We start from the raw sequence: 15,938 nt of genomic DNA, 5'->3' as shown, positions 1-15,938 counted from the left end.
TGCCATGGGTATTTCCTCTTTTTTTTGGGGTCAGTGCTTAACTTATATAAGTACGACATTTTACGTACTAGGGTTAAAGCATTACTGGCCACATTAAAATAGTTGTTAAAAGGGCGCACATACTAATGTGCAGATATTATAAGAAAATCGCGGCCAATAACAAGTCTTTTAACCAATTATTGGCGGATTCTCTACTGACAATACAGAGATATGCCCGATATTGTCAGATTAATACGTATTATTTACTCGTCATCATCTTTAGAGTTGAATTTAGAGATGATAGATTCTGCAACTGATTTTGGAATCTCAGCGTACTTTTGGAATTCCATTGAATAGGTTGCACGGCCTTGAGACATTGAGCGCATTTGTGTGGCATAACCAAACATTTCCGCTAATGGTACTTCAGCACGAATCTGTTTAGTACCGCCAGGCAAGTCTTCCATGCCTTGAACCATACCGCGACGACGGTTAAGATCGCCCATGATATCGCCCATGTAGTCTTCAGGAGTTTCAACTTCTACTTTCATTACTGGCTCAAGTAGGGTTGGGTTTGCCGCCATGAAGCCTTTACGGAATGCGATAGAACCAGCCATTTTAAATGATAACTCATCCGAGTCAACATCATGGTAAGAACCATCATACAAGGTTGCTTTAACGCCAACGATTGGGTAACCAGCAAGTACGCCGTTTTTCATGCGTTCTTGAATACCTTTATCAACCGCACCGTGGAATTCTTTTGGTACTGTACCACCAACAACTTCTTCAGAGAATTCATATAGAACTTCGCCCGCTGGATCCAGAGGCTCAAGACGTAACCAAACGTGACCGAATTTACCACGACCACCAGTCTGACGTACGAATTTGCCTTCTTGTTCAACCGTGTTACGAATCGTTTCACGATAAGCAACCTGCGGCGCACCGATGTTTGCTTCAACGTTAAACTCACGCTTCATACGGTCAACAAGAATTTCCAAATGTAGCTCACCCATACCACTGATGATCGTCTGACCAGACTCTTCGTCAGTATGTACACGGAATGATGGATCTTCTTTTGCCAAACGACCCAAAGCAATTGACATTTTTTCTTGGTCAGCTTTAGTCTTAGGCTCAACCGCTAGGCTGATAACTGGATCTGGGAATTCCATACGCTCTAGCGTGATAACATTTTGCTCATCACATAAGGTATCACCAGTAGTGACATCTTTCATGCCAACTAACGCTGCGATATCACCCGTGCGGATCTCTTGTAGCTCTACCTGAGCATCTGCCATCATCTGAACGATACGGCCAACACGCTCACGCTTCATTTTAACAGGGTTATAAACGCTACTGCCTTGCTTTAGAACACCTGAATAAACACGAACGAAGGTTAAGTTACCAACGAACTTATCGTTCATGATTTTGAACGCTAGTGCTGCAAACGGCTCGTCATCAGACGCTTCACGGAAGCCTTCAGACTCATCTTTGTCATCAAGGATACCTTTAATAGCCGGTACGTCCATTGGCGCAGGTAGATACTGAATAACTGCATCCAACATCTTCTGTACACCTTTGTTTTTAAAGGCAGTACCACAAAGCAGTGGAATGATTTCGTTATCAATAGTTAGTTTACGGATAGCGCCATGAATCTGCTCTACCGTCAATTCACCATTTTCTAGGTATTCATTCATCAATTCTTCTGATGCTTCAGCCGCATTCTCTACTAGATACTCACGATATTCTTCCGCTTTTTCTTGTAGTTCTACTGGAATTTCGCGCTCATCATATTCCATACCTTGAGACGCTTCGTCCCAATAGATGGCTTTCATGGTCACTAGATCCACAACGCCTTCAAAGTCATCTTCTTTACCAATTGGAATAACCAATGGTACAGCTTTGCCGCCTAGACGAGTTTTGATTTGTTCTACCACACGGTAGAAATCAGCACCAACACGATCCATTTTGTTAATGAATGCTAAGCGTGGTACTTTATATTTGTTTGCCTGACGCCATACGGTCTCAGACTGTGGCTGAACGCCGCCTACTGCACAGTAAACCATGCACGCGCCATCAAGTACACGCATAGAACGTTCAACTTCAATCGTGAAGTCAACGTGACCTGGGGTGTCAATGATGTTAATGCGATGTTCGTCGAACTGTTTTGCCATACCTGACCAAAAACAAGTCGTCGCCGCAGAAGCAATGGTAATACCGCGCTCTTGTTCTTGCTCCATAAAGTCCATGGTAGCTGCACCATCATGGGTTTCGCCAAGCTTGTGGCTAACACCAGTATAGAACAAAACACGTTCAGTTGTGGTCGTCTTACCAGCATCAATATGCGCTGAGATACCAATATTGCGATAGCGCTTTAGGGGAGTTTTACGAGCCATAGTGTTTTCCTAGGGAAATTCGTGTATATAATAATGTGTTGTGTCTCTACCTCATACTCTCTATGACAAAGCCATCGGGCTTCGTAATATTACTTACTGATTATTGGGCCAAATACGGACAAAAAAAGAGCAAATATAAGAATATAGCGGCATCAAACTCAGGAAACTTTCTTTGTGAGCGTTACAAGCTTTGTAAGTTTGCAGGCTTCTCGAAATAGTATCCCTTTCAGAACAGCATCTTGACAGATGTCCGCCATCTAAGTGGTTTAACGATTCAATCACCTTACGATGAGAATAATTAAACAACCCAATGATGATGGCGGCAATCAATAGAATAAATCAACAATACAAGGATTAACTGGCCGAAACCGTTAATCCTAAGCGTCTAGGCTAGAATTAAAAGATAAGACCAGCTTAGAAACGGTAATGAGAGAATGCTTTGTTAGCATCTGCCATGCGGTGAACTTCGTCACGCTTTTTCATAGCATTACCTTTGCCGTCAGCAGCATCATTCAATTCGCCTGCAAGACGCAAAGCCATTGATTTTTCAGAACGCTTAGCAGCAGCTTCAGCTAACCAACGCATAGCCAAGGCAGTACGACGGGAGGGGCGTACTTCCATTGGTACTTGGTAGGTTGCACCACCGACACGGCGAGCTTTTACTTCGACCATTGGACGGACGTTTTCTAGAACTTCTTCAAAGAAAGCGACTGGGTCTTCGATCTTACGTTTTTCGCTAACTGTTTCAAGAGCACCGTAAACGATACGCTCAGCAGTAGATTTTTTACCATGACTCATGACATGGTTGATGAATTTTGCAACAGTTTGGCTACCAAACTTAGGATCCGGTAGGATCTCACGGGTAGCAACGACGCGACGTCTTGGCATAATAATAATCCTTTTCTTCAGGAGTGTCTGACATTCACAATCTCGCACCAATTAATATTGGATGGCGTTATATCGAGTTGTCAGTCAGCCTTACTGCATAGCGGTATGTTATAACAATAAATCATTAATTTAACAAAATACCGTTAACACCAGACCCATGCACAGTTAATGGGTGATACAAAAAAGCTTAGCTAATAACATTTAGTTATTAAGCTTTAGGCTTCTTAGCACCATATTTAGAACGACCTTGTTTACGGTCTTTAACGCCTGCGCAATCTAGTGCACCACGAACGGTGTGATAACGTACACCTGGTAGATCTTTTACACGACCACCACGGATAAGAACAACACTGTGCTCTTGTAGGTTATGACCTTCGCCGCCGATGTAGCTTGATACTTCATAGCCTGAAGTCAAACGTACACGACATACTTTACGCATGGCTGAGTTAGGTTTTTTAGGGGTAGTAGTATATACGCGAGTACATACACCACGGCGTTGTGGGCACGCTTCCAACGCAGGAACTTTTGACTTTTCCTTGATGGTTTTGCGACCTTTACGAATCAATTGGTTAGTTGTTGCCATGAGGCATCCTTCTCCCGTTTGGTATAAAACAAAAAAATGGGGCAATGCGCCAACCATCTGACATTAACGACAGATTTCGGAACACCCATTTTTAGGACAGTGTATTATAAAGAGTTGTTGCTGCTATTTCAACCACTTATGAGTGATTGTACTTTACAACATTCGATAGATATGCATTACGCCTACCACTATACCACTTTATCTGTTTTTAGTTAAAATCTGGCTAAAAAGCAGTTTGTTAAATATGGTATCGAAAGTAGCGTCATACATCGTTCAGATAAGATATTTAGAAATAAACAAATAGCAATTTATGAGAGCTAAATGGCGATGCTATCTTATTTTTCAAGCTTATTGTTAAAGATTATCTCATATTTAATGAGATAAATCTTAATGAGTAAAAGCTCAATGGAAAAAAGAGAGCACCGCCCATTTTAGCACTAAATGCGCACCGTACTTAAAATATAGTAAAAGATAAATTAAAAAACAACGAAGTACTAAGCTCATAAAGCGGCGACATTATTTCTATTTGCTTTGCTTGTCAGCCGCTTTGTCCGCACTACCCTTTTTAGCGTCTTTTTTATCGCTTACTTTTTCGGTTTCTTCCGCGACGTCTTTATCATTGCCTTTAGCGGATTCTTTTTTGCTCTCAGTATCTTCGCCTGACTCTTTCTTAGCATTTTTCTCAGTATCTTTTTTCTCAGTATCTTGCTGCTTATCGTCGCTAGCAGGTTTGCTCACTTCGGCTTCACTACTGCTATCGTCGGTAATCGCACGGTTAGCAAGTTTGGCTTCAGGGGCAAAAGTCGCTTGCGCCACGCCAATCACTTCATCAATCAGCTGACTGTTATAGCGCATACCAATAATCACAGCGGTCACTGGTAAGAAGCGGCGTATCCATGACAAGTTAATCTGGTCTAAATCAATGCCAACCTGACTGGCAATGCTATCTACTTGCTCAGCATAAAAATTGACGCTTTTATTCTGCAAGCCTAAGTTTTTCAGCTCATTGTGTAGACCGCTGTTTTGCGCATTATCGAGTAAGCCTTTACCGATACCAAGACCCGCTAGTAAGGCTTGTTTTTCTTGCATCTTACTTAAGTCAGCATTGGCAAGCAGCTCATAAGCCATCTTGACGCCTTGCTTACCCGTTAACGGCTTGTTATAAACAGCACCCAACTGATAGACGGTACGTAATGATACCAATAACAACCACAAGGTATCAGCAAGCAAACCTGGCAATCCAGCCAAACCGGTCAAGCCACCTATCGTTGCCAAAGCACGGTTTTGATTGGCAATATCAGTCGCTAATGCATAACGCTCTTCGTCGTCCAAGCTTGCGATATTAGCAAAGCGATACTGATTTGGCAGGTCAATCTGACTCCAGTTGGCAGCAAGCTTAGCGACTTGGGCAAAAGCACCATCAACCGTTGATTCAAATAAACTGTTTGGTACTACTTTTTTGGCATATTTACCATAAGTAGCAAAGCGGTTACCCAATAATTGCTGCGTTGCTTTTAATGTTTGCTCGCGGAACAAGTCTTGTTGATAGTCTTCATCGCCTAGATTTACCGCTTTAAATTGACGCGGTTTGCCGCTCTTAGCATTGACGCTATCAATCATCGCGCCCATACGTTCTAAGTTGTTGCGGGTAAAAGAGCCAACGCTGCTAATGCCTTTATATAGAGTGCTACGCTTTGCCATCTTGATGTCCTTAATATGATGAGTGTTTGTTATTAATATTATTTATAGATACTTTTTAAACAGATACTTCTTAAATAGATACTTCTTAAATTGAATGCCATTCTAGCGAACGCTGATAATGGCTGTCAGTGCCAACAATGTTATCGCCAGCGCCAGTTTTGTATCTAAAAGTATCCTTTATCTATGGCTGCCAATGACTTTAGTATATAACTAAATGCGCTGTGGCTGAAATGAGTTTATGCTATTTATAATCTCACCCTTTAGCCTCATAATCATGAGGCGCACACCGTGCTATTCCTACGAGAATACTGACTGTTTATTTTTAATAATAAGCGTGGTTTTGTCGTTATTTTACACTTACGCCAAGATTTTAAACCCTTGATACGTTATCATAGGCCATAATTCAAAGTACAGTTGTACTTTTATTTAGCGAGCAGTATTTATAAAGAATAGTGTTTTATTCTAACCATTATAATGACTGTCAAATAAGCATTTAGCGTCCAAAACCTTATTTATTAATTTTATTAGCAACGATAAAGGGTTTGGATGTTAGATAATAGCAGTAAATATTTAAAAGCGATTGTTAAAGGTAATTATCAAAAAATCGTTACTCATAAGGAATAGTATATGCGCCGCGTTGTTATCACTGGAGCAGGGATAGTCTCTTGTATCGGACATGATTTGGCTACTGTCACCGATGCTCTTAAACAAGGGCGCTCAGGTATTACGTTCAATGAATCGTATGCTGAGCACGACTTTAAATCACACGTTAGCGGTAGTATTGATAAGTCAGAACTTGATACGTCGGGCATTGACCGTAAATTGAAGCGTTTTTTTAGTGACGCAAGCCTTTATGCTTATGTCAGCGCTTTAGACGCCATTGAGCAGTCGGGATTAACGCTTGAGACCATCAACAATAATCCGCGTGTGGGTGTGGTTGCAAGCTCAGGCGGCGCATCAACCGAAAATATCGTTAATGCCATCGATGCGATGCGTGAAAAAGGGCTGCGCGGCGTCGGTGCGATGGCGGTGCCAAAAACCATGGGCAGCTCGGTATCAGCGGCGCTGGCAACGGGTTTAAAAATCCAAGGTATCTCCTACTCGTTATCTTCTGCTTGCGCAACATCAACGCATTGTATCGGTCATGCTGCTGAGCTTATCCAACTTGGTAAAGCCGATGTGATACTTGCTGGCGGTAGTGAAGCGGAACATTGGACGCAGTCTTGTATGTTTGATGCCATGGGTGCCGTTAGTACGCAGTATAATGACACGCCGACACTTGCCTCTAGAGCGTATGATAAAAACCGTGATGGTTTTGTGATTGCAGCAGGCGGCGCGATGGTCGTGGTTGAAAGTCTCGAGCACGCCCAAGCGCGCGGTGCCAATATCTTAGCTGAAATCGTCGGTTATGGCGCCAGCTCCGATGGCGCTGAAATGGTCGCCCCAAGTGGTGAAGGCGCTGTCCGCTGTATGCAACTTGCCCTCGATGAAGCAGGTTTAGAAAGCGTTGACTACATCAATAGCCACGGTACCAGTACGCCGCTAGGGGATGTGACTGAGCTTAAAGCCATTGCCAAAGTATTTGGTGATGATGTCGGTCAAGTACCTGCTATCAGCTCAACCAAGTCCATGACCGGTCATAGCCTCGGTGCAGTCGGCGCGCAAGAATTGATTTATTGCTTACTCATGCTACAAGAAGGCTTTATTGCCCCAAGTATCAATATTACAGAATTAGACCCTGCTGCTGAAGGCTTTGATATTGTCACTGAAAAGCGTGATGTTGAGCTTGAAACGCTTATGAGCAATAGCTTTGGCTTTGGCGGTACTAATGCCACCTTAATTATTAAAAAGTTTGACGCCTAACTATGCTCGTAGTACCGCATCTTAAAACTGAGCAGACAGCATCTGCCCCATCGCCAGCTACTCAACCTAGCTGGCGTTTTGGCGACCTGTCTGCCGCAGAGTTACTGCCAAAACTACAGCGTCATCTGTATGGACAAAATCCTAACGCAAACTGGCAATTGGTTTGGCTCAATAACGATGATCGCCCTGTGATTGGTTTATTACCAAAAATGAGCTGGTCGGTTTATTATCTTTCTGATTCTAAATTGCCCAATCAGCAACCGAACATCTATAAAGTCATAAAAAATTGCCGTGATGGCTCACATAGTCATGCTAAAACCAATCAAGCGATTATTAGCAGTTATATGAGTTATAGCGACTGGCAAGAGGATTTGATTGCTTATAGTCAGGCTCATAACGCAGATGATACTTATGATAAGGATTCTCTGTCGATTGAAGATCATGATAAGCAGCCAAGTTACCATCATGGCTTGATAGGTTTTATTGGTTATGATATTGCCGCTTATGAGCTTAGCCCAGCCGCTAGGATAAAGCTAGCAGCGCAGCCTTGTGCCAGCTTAGGGCATTATGATATTTATCTAACGCCAAATGCTGAGCAAACGAGCTGGCAGCTCACTATAAAAGACAGCGTCACTGATACTGATGACGAACAAAAAGGCGTACTGGTTAAAGCGCTTATCTCATATTTAGATATAATGGATAAGGAATTATCTAACCAAACATTAGAAAAGTCAGTGCTCGAAGAATCATATAAAACAACGCCTTTATTATTAAATGCGCAATGGAGTAAGCGGGATTATCAGCAAGCCTTTGAGCAGACGCAAAGCTATCTGCAACAAGGTGACTGCTATCAAATCAATCTCACCCAACAATGGCAAGGCGCTTTTAATCAAAGCCCTAATGATAATGTTACACCGATGCTTATGGATTATTTACCTGCCTTGCATCGTAATACCCATGCGCCGTTTGCAGGGTATTTAGCGGTTAATGATTTTACTAGTGAAATCAGCGTTAATACGCCAGACCATCAATTTGAATTATTAAGCTGCTCGCCTGAATTATTTTTTACCTTTATTAAAGACGATAATACTGGCAAGCACCATATACGCACCAAACCTATTAAAGGTACGATGCCGCGTGGGTTAAATACTGAACAAGATAATGCTTATAAACAGCAGCTTATTGATAGCGAAAAAGACCGTGCCGAAAACGTCATGATTGTCGATTTGCTACGTAATGATTTGGGCAAATATGCCAAGATTGGCAGCGTCAAAGTGCCGCAATTATTTGCGATTGAGAGCTTTAGCAATGTACATCATATGGTCAGCACCATCACCGCTGAGCTAAAGACAGATACTCACCCGCTTGCCGTATTGTTTGGCAGTTTGCCCGCCGGTTCCATTACAGGTACGCCAAAAAAACGCGCCGTTGAAATCATTTCGGAGTTAGAAGGTGCAGCGCGCGGTGCTTATTGTGGCACATTAGGTTATATGAACTTTGATGGTAGCGGGCAATGGAATGTATTGATTCGTACTTTGCAAGCAAATACCTTATCAAATCATAAGCTAGGGAAAAAAGAAAGACATGTTAGCTTATGGGCAGGCGGTGGCATTACCATTGCTTCTAACTGTGATGCTGAATATCAAGAATGCCTTGATAAGGTTGGTAACCTTTTAGGCGTTTTAACTCAAGACAATAGCGATAAATAAACTTCAGCTTTATTTAAAAGATGAAGAAAAAACCAATAAAAAAGCCTGCTCAACATGACGTTAGCAGGCTTTTTTATTTATATATAGTAGACGCACTTTAAAACAGACACAGTGCGACTGTGATGAATTTTTCGTAGCCTCTGTGATAGCAGCAAGCAAGGAAAATTTATACCAGTCGCACCTAACTATTAACGTATCGATTTTATTTTGAGCTGACTATAACTTTACGATTCGAGGTTAGATTATCAAACTATAAATCGCAAGCCTCTTATCACTTAGCAACATTACTCAGTAACGCTTTCAGCTTCTGCTTGCAACACTTTTAACGCATCAATTAAACGCTGATTCTGCGCTGCTGTACCAACGGTAATACGTAGATACTCATTGATACGTGGTTTATCGAAGTGACGCACGATAATACCTTGCTCGCGTAACGTACTGGCTACCGCACTTGCCTCACCATCTTTTGGACGGGCAAATACAAAGTTGGCGTGCGATGGCAGCACCTCATAATCGAGCGCCGTCAGCTCGGCGGTGAGCGCTTGGCGTAAGTCGATGACTTGCTGGCAGGTCTGGGTAAAATATTCCACATCTAAGACACTGGCGGTCGCTCCTGCTTGCGCCAACTTATCGAGTGGATAGCTATTAAAGCTATTTTTCATACGTGTCAATGCTTCGATTAATGACGCATTACCAAACGCCATACCGACACGTAAACCGGCAAGCGAGCGTGATTTTGAAAAGGTTTGGGTCACGAGCAAATTATCAAACTCATTAATCAGGCTAACCGCTGACACTTCTGTATCCAAGCTACCCTCTTCTTTTTGCGCAAAATCGATATAAGCTTCGTCAATCACAATCACTGAATTTGAGTGCTCACCAGCAAGCTTACGAATATCAGCAAGCGATAATAACAAACCAGTTGGAGCATTTGGATTGGCGATAATAATACCGCTACAAGGTTGACGATAGGCATCGGGGTCGATACTAAAGTCTTCTTCTAGGGCAATTGGTACCAGTTCAATACCAAAAGTATTGGCATAAACAGGGTAGAAACTATAGCTAATATCAGGCGCTAAAACAGGGCGCTCTTTGAGGAAAAAGCTGGCAAATACCAACGCCAATACTTCATCAGAGCCATTACCGACAAACACTTGATTGATATCAAGGTTATATAACTCGGCCAAGGCAGCACGCAACTCATCAGACTCAGGTGCAGGATATAAACGCAGGTCATCCGCTTGCTGCTGTAAAACCTTTGCGATTGCCTCGCCGACTTTTGGTGAGGGCGGAAATGGATTTTCATTGGTATTCAATTTGCACAAATTTTCATGTTGAGGCTGCTCACCAGGAACGTAAGGTGACAAGTTACGCGCTTTAGAAGACCAAAGTCTGGTGTCTATCTTTAACTCACTCATAAATTATCCTACTATTAGCCATATCATTATTAGACATCTTTATTAAATATAATTTGTAAATATAGTTCTTAAAAATCAGTTGTTAAATCTATCTCGTAAATACAGTCATTAAACATACATGCTTAAAAAAGCTTCTCAAAATAGAACTCAAAAGCAAATCCTACATCAGTCTATAGCTGTTATTGATAACGATAACGGGCTGAGCGCGCATGGGCTTCTAAGTCCTCACGCTGCGCTAAAATATCGGCTGTTTCTGCCAGCGGCTTACTACCCGCCTCACTGCAATAAATAATCGATGATTTCTTTTGGAAGTCATAGACACCGAGCGGCGAAGAAAAACGCGCCGTACCAGAGGTTGGCAACACATGATTGGGCCCTGCACAATAGTCACCAATCGCTTCAGGCGTATGACGTCCCATAAAGATAGCACCAGCATGACGAATATCATCAAGTAACGCATCAGGGTTATCGACGGACAACTCTAAATGCTCAGGAGCGACACGATTAATCACCGCCATACCTTCCGCGCGGTCTTTAACCAAAATCAGCGCGCCACGATTTTTTAGGGAATCACGGGCGATATCAGCTTTTGGCAACTCTGCCAAGGCTTTTTCAATCTCAGCAGCGACTTCTTTAAGCTGCTTACTAGATGTAGTCACAAAGATAGCTTGGGCGATACGGTCATGCTCTGCTTGTGACAATAAATCCATCGCCAACCAATCAGCGCGATCTTGCGCCTCGCCTTCTGCATAGACCAATACTTCAGAGGGGCCGGCAATCATATCGATACCGACTTGACCAAATACTGCCCGCTTTGCCGCAGCGACATATTTGTTACCAGGGCCCGTGATTTTGTCTACAGCCGGAATCGTTTCGGTACCGTATGCCAAGGCAGCAACGGCTTGCGCACCGCCAATGGTAAAGACACGGTCAACTTGTGCCAAATGCGCCGCGGCCAATACCAATGGATTGAGCACGCCTTTTGGCGCTGGTACCACCATGATAACCTCGGCAACGCCAGCTACTTTGGCAGGAATCGCATTCATCAATACAGAAGACGGATAAGATGCCAAGCCGCCGGGCACATAAATACCGACGCGATCAAGCGGCGTGACTTTTTGACCTAAGCGATTGCCAAGCTCATCTTCATATTGCCAAGTTTCTTGCACTTGGCGCTCATGGAATGTTTGTACGCGTGTCGCTGCGGTCATTAAAGCCGTTTTGACGGTATCGTCAAGATTGGCAAACGCTGCAGCAAGTGCCTCTTTAGTCAGCTCTAGCTCTTGTATCGTCGTCGCTGGATGCTGATCAAACTGTTGGGTCAAGGCCAGTACCACGCTATCGCCACCATGACGTACTTTTGCAATGATATCGTCAACGGTTTTTAGTAATTCAACATCGTTCACGGTTTCAAAAGCAAGCAGTTGGGTCAGTTGACTGTCAAAATCAGCATCTTGAGTACTTAGTTGGCGCATGACTTAATCCTATAGTTGAGCATGAAATACGGCTATAAAGAATAGATGGGATAAAAGGGCAAATGGGAAAATAAAAAAGGCTGGTATCCCAGCGTATTTATGGATGGCTGACTCAGATTATACTGAGCTTTTATTTTCTGGCAAGCAAATACAACAAAACCAGTTTAGCACGCTATATCTATCCTAGAGCGCCAAACTGGTTTAAAATTTTGTATAACCGTGCTTGATATTATCAATGATTGCTAGCGTGTGATAAGCGCGTTGCATCAGTACCAAACAAGTATTGGTTTAAGAAGCGCTAGCAATACTGTTTTTAAAACTATCTAAAATCGGCTCAAGCAGGGCAAATTTACGCTTATAGCTGACTTGATTGACAATCAGGCGTGACGACACATCGCAAATATGGTCGCGCGCTTCAAGTCCATTGGCGCGTAGCGTATTACCAGTATCGACGACGTCAACAATCAAGTCACCCAAACCAACTAATGGTGCAAGCTCCATCGAACCATACAGCTTAATCACATCGACTTGCTGACCTTGGCTGGCAAAGTAAGCACGAGCAACATTGACGTATTTAGTCGCAATACGCAGACGACGATTTGGCAGCGGCGCACCTTTAACACCAGCGGTCATCAGCTTACACTGAGCAATCTGCAAATCTAGCAATTCATAAACGTGATTGGCACCATGCTCAAGTAACACATCTTTACCCGCCACGCCAAAATCAGCAGCACCGTGTTCAACATAGGTTGGCACGTCACTGGCACGCAAAATTAAGACACGTACATTTGGGTTTGAGGTTGGAAAAATAAGTTTGCGCGACGCTTCAGGGTCTTCTAATAATTCGACACCAGCAGCACGTAACAAAGGCATCGTCTCTTCTAAGATGCGACCCTTTGATAGCGCAAGTGTCAAACCTGAAAACTCATCATTTACTTCGTTTAATAAGCCGTCAGTTGGAAGGCTATTGCTTGCTTCAGTCATAATGACTCGTGTCCGTGTACAGTTAGTTGCCTTACTTAAAAGGCATTATTAAGTTTAATAAATAGACGTAAATACCAATAACAGCGGCTAATTAACCATTCTAGTCGTTGGTATTAATGCGTTCGATATTGACCCCAAGGGCGCGTAGTTTTTCTTCGACATGCTCATAACCACGATCAATATGGTAAATGCGGTCAATCAAGCTCTCGCCTTCAGCAGCAGCAGCAGCCATCACCAATGACATCGACGCCCGTAAATCCGTTGCCATGACAGGAGCAGCAGTGAAGCATTCAACCCCTGTGACGACAGCCGCATGACCGTCTACTTGGATAGACGCGCCCAATCGGTTAAGCTCAGGCACGTGCATATAACGATTTTCAAAGATATTTTCGATAAAAGTACTGGTGCCATCGGCAAGACAAGCAATCGCCATCACTTGCGCTTGCATATCGGTTGGGAAACCTGGATGCGGCTGGGTACGGATATTAACCGGTAATGGGCGACCTTTCATTTGTGCACGAATCCAATCATCACCGGTGGTAATAATCGCCCCCATGTCTTCAAATTTTTCTAACACTGGCGTTAATAAAAGTGCCGAGGTGTTTTTGGCCAATACATCACCGCGTGTCATCAAAGCGCCAGCAAGGTAAGAACCTGTTTCGATGCGGTCAGCTACCACCGAATACTCACAACCATGCAAGCGCTCAACGCCTTCGATGGTCATGGTTGCAGTACCAATACCGCTGATTTTAGCACCCATCGCTACCAACATATTGGCCAAATCGACCACTTCTGGCTCAAGCGCGCAGTTACCAAGCACTGTCGTCCCTTTGGCCAATGCGGCTGCCATAATAACGTTTTCAGTACCGCCAACCGTTATCATATCAAAAGAGAAGTTACAGCCGATAAGCTTGCCGCCTTTTGGCGCTTGCGCTTTGACATAACCATTCTCAACGCTAATCTCAGCACCCATGGCTTCAAAAGCTTTTAAATGCTGGTCAACAGGGCGTGAGCCGATAGCACAGCCGCCCGGTAATGACACTTCGGCTTCACCAAAACGTGCCAGCAAAGGGCCTAAGACTAAAATCGAGGCGCGCATGGTTTTCACCAAATCATACGGCGCATAAAAATTATCGATATTCTTGGTATCGCAGGTGACAGTATCGCCCTGCTTTTGAATATCAATGCCCATGCCACCGATCAATTCAATCAAGGTGCGCACATCTTGTAGCGATGGCACGTTATGCAATGTCGTTGGGGTCTCGGCCAAAATCATAGCGGCAAGTAAAGGCAAAGCGGCATTTTTGGCGCCTGAGATCGTGACTTCCCCTGCGATACGACTGCTACCGGTGATTAAAAATTGATCCATAAGGTGACAACCTAGCGATAAGTATAAAAATGATGAGAAACCAGAAATGATAAAACCCGCAATATAAAGTGCCGGTGCGACAATTTCAGGTCATAGATAAAAGTCATAGGTAAAAAGAATTAGCCTTGAGATTGAACGTCCCATTCGGCTGGCGTTAAGGCTTGAATATTGAGCGCATGAATATCACCGCTCGCAATCTTGTCGTTTACCAAAGCGTAAACAGCCTGCTGGCGTTGTACGGCGCGCTTGCCTTCAAAACTGGCATCGACCACCCGTACATCAAACTTGGTACCTTGATTGGCAGCTTGAATAAAAGCATCTGGGAAGTGAGTTTGTAGAAATGCAATCAAATCGTCAGCGTTCATGCTCATAGAATATTCTGCCTTAAAGTTTAAATAGGGTATAGGATTAAAGTAACGTCATTATAACAAGAGTTTGACCATCTTACAGTACTGTCTTACGCAACTGCGTTTAACTATTTATCATAGCGGCAAACGTACTGTAATCAATGAGCGCTAACTATTTGTGACATTAACTACTTAAGGGTTTTATCAAGATAGCTGAGCACTTGCGCGCGCACATCATTGACCCAGCGTAATGGCGGTGCCATCGCACCGATACTGGTCGCATGACTGGCGCCTGCGATTTCGCCTGTTTCCACTTTAACGCCCGCCGCTTTTAATGCCTGTGTCATTTTAGTGGTATTGGTCACATGGACGATTTTGTCTTTTTCGGCAGTCAATAATAAATACGGTGGCTGCGCACCTTTAATTTGGCGGTCTGGCATCACTGTCTCTGGCGTCGCATCTGATCCAAAGGCAGTTCTACTACTGAATTTACGAAAGTCATAGCTATAAGGGCCTGCAATGCCAATTACGGCGGCAATATCTTTTGGCTTTACCCTATAAGGTGCTAAAAAATCTTCATTGGCGACGGCAGCAACCGCGTTAAATGCACCCGCAGAATGTCCTATCACCGCCAAACGCTTGGGGTCAGCGTGGAGGCTCTTGGCATTGTTATAACTCCAAGCGATGGCCTGCGCGGCATCTTGCACGTAATCAGGATATACATGCTCAGGGGCTTTACGATAATTAATCACTGCGGTGACATAGCCCGCTTGCGCCAAGCTTTGACCAACAAAGGCGTACTCGTCTTTGTTACCACTTTCCCACGAACCGCCATGGACAAAAACCACCATCGGATAGCTGTCATTAATAGCGTTATCATCAGTCACGTTTTTTGACTTCATGGCTTTTGTTAAAGGTTTAGGATAATAGATATCTAAATCTTGGTTGGGCTCATCGCCATACAAAATATTTTTACTGACACCAACACCGCCATTTGAGGTGATACCATTCACGATAGCCAGCGCCGATAATGCCTGTACTTGCTGAGTTGCAAGCGCAATGCCGCCAACGGCCAATGCCGCCGTAACGCCCACGCTGATACGTTTAGGCTTGCGACTCTTTATTTTCCCCGTTTGCACAGTTTGCACAGTTTCTAAAGTCTCTTTATTTAAATCCGTCATCGCCAGCAGTCCTCTTATCGGTCAATCATTAATATAGCAGTCGTCGGTTTA

General features: G+C 43.6%; 12 protein-coding genes. 2 read left to right on the top strand and 10 right to left on the bottom strand.

The genetic code is table 11. The annotated features are described in order from the left end of the window. Positions 1–242 precede the first annotated feature (242 nt). The 4 genes from fusA to B3Q63_RS13060 all read right to left on the bottom strand — a co-directional run bounded on the left by fusA (position 243) and on the right by B3Q63_RS13060 (position 5,541). Positions 243–2,369, bottom strand: coding sequence for an elongation factor G (fusA, locus tag B3Q63_RS13075; protein WP_201629609.1), 2,127 nt, complete (start codon positions 2,367–2,369; stop codon positions 243–245). A 414-nt stretch (positions 2,370–2,783) separates the two neighbouring features. Beyond that, positions 2,784–3,257, bottom strand: coding sequence for a 30S ribosomal protein S7 (gene rpsG / locus B3Q63_RS13070; RefSeq protein ID WP_183621326.1), 474 nt, complete (start codon positions 3,255–3,257; stop codon positions 2,784–2,786). Between the two features lie 208 nt (positions 3,258–3,465). Further along, the gene (gene rpsL / locus B3Q63_RS13065) at positions 3,466–3,840 is read right to left on the bottom strand and encodes a 30S ribosomal protein S12 (RefSeq protein ID WP_183621325.1); all 375 of its coding nucleotides are present in this window, start codon (positions 3,838–3,840) and stop codon (positions 3,466–3,468) included. A 522-nt stretch (positions 3,841–4,362) separates the two neighbouring features. After that, positions 4,363–5,541, bottom strand: coding sequence for a DNA-directed RNA polymerase I subunit RPA34 (locus B3Q63_RS13060; RefSeq protein WP_296177531.1), 1,179 nt, complete (start codon positions 5,539–5,541; stop codon positions 4,363–4,365). Positions 5,542–6,168: 627 nt separating this feature from the next. Between B3Q63_RS13060 and B3Q63_RS13055 the strand changes: the two genes are divergently transcribed. After that, on the top strand, positions 6,169–7,404 hold the full coding sequence (locus tag B3Q63_RS13055) for a beta-ketoacyl-ACP synthase II (RefSeq protein WP_296177528.1): 1,236 nt from the start codon (positions 6,169–6,171) through the stop codon (positions 7,402–7,404). Positions 7,405–7,406: 2 nt separating this feature from the next. After that, positions 7,407–9,113, top strand: a complete 1,707-nt coding sequence (locus tag B3Q63_RS13050) for an anthranilate synthase component I family protein (RefSeq protein WP_296177525.1) — start codon at positions 7,407–7,409, stop codon at positions 9,111–9,113. A 284-nt stretch (positions 9,114–9,397) separates the two neighbouring features. Here the strand turns inward: B3Q63_RS13050 and hisC are convergent, their stop codons facing one another. The 6 genes from hisC to B3Q63_RS13020 form a co-directional block, all read right to left on the bottom strand. Next, positions 9,398–10,531 (bottom strand): histidinol-phosphate transaminase, encoded by a 1,134-nt coding sequence (gene hisC / locus B3Q63_RS13045; protein WP_296177522.1) that lies wholly within the window; start codon positions 10,529–10,531, stop codon positions 9,398–9,400. A gap of 179 nt (positions 10,532–10,710) precedes the next feature. Further along, the gene (gene hisD, locus B3Q63_RS13040; protein ID WP_296177519.1) at positions 10,711–12,006 is read right to left on the bottom strand and encodes a histidinol dehydrogenase; all 1,296 of its coding nucleotides are present in this window, start codon (positions 12,004–12,006) and stop codon (positions 10,711–10,713) included. A gap of 288 nt (positions 12,007–12,294) precedes the next feature. After that, positions 12,295–12,990, bottom strand: a complete 696-nt coding sequence (gene hisG / locus B3Q63_RS13035; protein ID WP_201619273.1) for an ATP phosphoribosyltransferase — start codon at positions 12,988–12,990, stop codon at positions 12,295–12,297. Positions 12,991–13,090: 100 nt separating this feature from the next. Next, positions 13,091–14,359, bottom strand: coding sequence for a UDP-N-acetylglucosamine 1-carboxyvinyltransferase (gene murA / locus B3Q63_RS13030; protein ID WP_201565732.1), 1,269 nt, complete (start codon positions 14,357–14,359; stop codon positions 13,091–13,093). A 119-nt stretch (positions 14,360–14,478) separates the two neighbouring features. Then, positions 14,479–14,730 (bottom strand): BolA family protein, encoded by a 252-nt coding sequence (locus B3Q63_RS13025; protein ID WP_011514505.1) that lies wholly within the window; start codon positions 14,728–14,730, stop codon positions 14,479–14,481. 164 nt (positions 14,731–14,894) lie between these two features. After that, positions 14,895–15,887 (bottom strand): alpha/beta hydrolase, encoded by a 993-nt coding sequence (locus B3Q63_RS13020; protein ID WP_296177512.1) that lies wholly within the window; start codon positions 15,885–15,887, stop codon positions 14,895–14,897. Positions 15,888–15,938 lie beyond the last annotated feature (51 nt).

The sequence above is a fragment of the Psychrobacter sp. UBA2769 genome (assembly GCF_002352555.1).
In the GTDB taxonomy this organism is placed as follows: Bacteria; Pseudomonadota; Gammaproteobacteria; order Pseudomonadales; family Moraxellaceae; genus Psychrobacter; species Psychrobacter maritimus.
This window is presented reverse-complemented; position numbering and strand designations above follow the sequence as displayed.

Coding starts and splice junctions, on each gene's coding strand:
- fusA (WP_201629609.1), bottom strand. CDS start 2,369: ATGGCTCGTAAAACTCCCCTAAAGCGCTATCGCAATATTGGTATCTCA.
- rpsG (WP_183621326.1), bottom strand. CDS start 3,257: ATGCCAAGACGTCGCGTCGTTGCTACCCGTGAGATCCTACCGGATCCT.
- rpsL (WP_183621325.1), bottom strand. CDS start 3,840: ATGGCAACAACTAACCAATTGATTCGTAAAGGTCGCAAAACCATCAAG.
- B3Q63_RS13060 (WP_296177531.1), bottom strand. CDS start 5,541: ATGGCAAAGCGTAGCACTCTATATAAAGGCATTAGCAGCGTTGGCTCT.
- B3Q63_RS13055 (WP_296177528.1), top strand. CDS start 6,169: ATGCGCCGCGTTGTTATCACTGGAGCAGGGATAGTCTCTTGTATCGGA.
- B3Q63_RS13050 (WP_296177525.1), top strand. CDS start 7,407: ATGCTCGTAGTACCGCATCTTAAAACTGAGCAGACAGCATCTGCCCCA.
- hisC (WP_296177522.1), bottom strand. CDS start 10,531: ATGAGTGAGTTAAAGATAGACACCAGACTTTGGTCTTCTAAAGCGCGT.
- hisD (WP_296177519.1), bottom strand. CDS start 12,006: ATGCGCCAACTAAGTACTCAAGATGCTGATTTTGACAGTCAACTGACC.
- hisG (WP_201619273.1), bottom strand. CDS start 12,990: ATGACTGAAGCAAGCAATAGCCTTCCAACTGACGGCTTATTAAACGAA.
- murA (WP_201565732.1), bottom strand. CDS start 14,359: ATGGATCAATTTTTAATCACCGGTAGCAGTCGTATCGCAGGGGAAGTC.
- B3Q63_RS13025 (WP_011514505.1), bottom strand. CDS start 14,730: ATGAGCATGAACGCTGACGATTTGATTGCATTTCTACAAACTCACTTC.
- B3Q63_RS13020 (WP_296177512.1), bottom strand. CDS start 15,887: ATGACGGATTTAAATAAAGAGACTTTAGAAACTGTGCAAACTGTGCAA.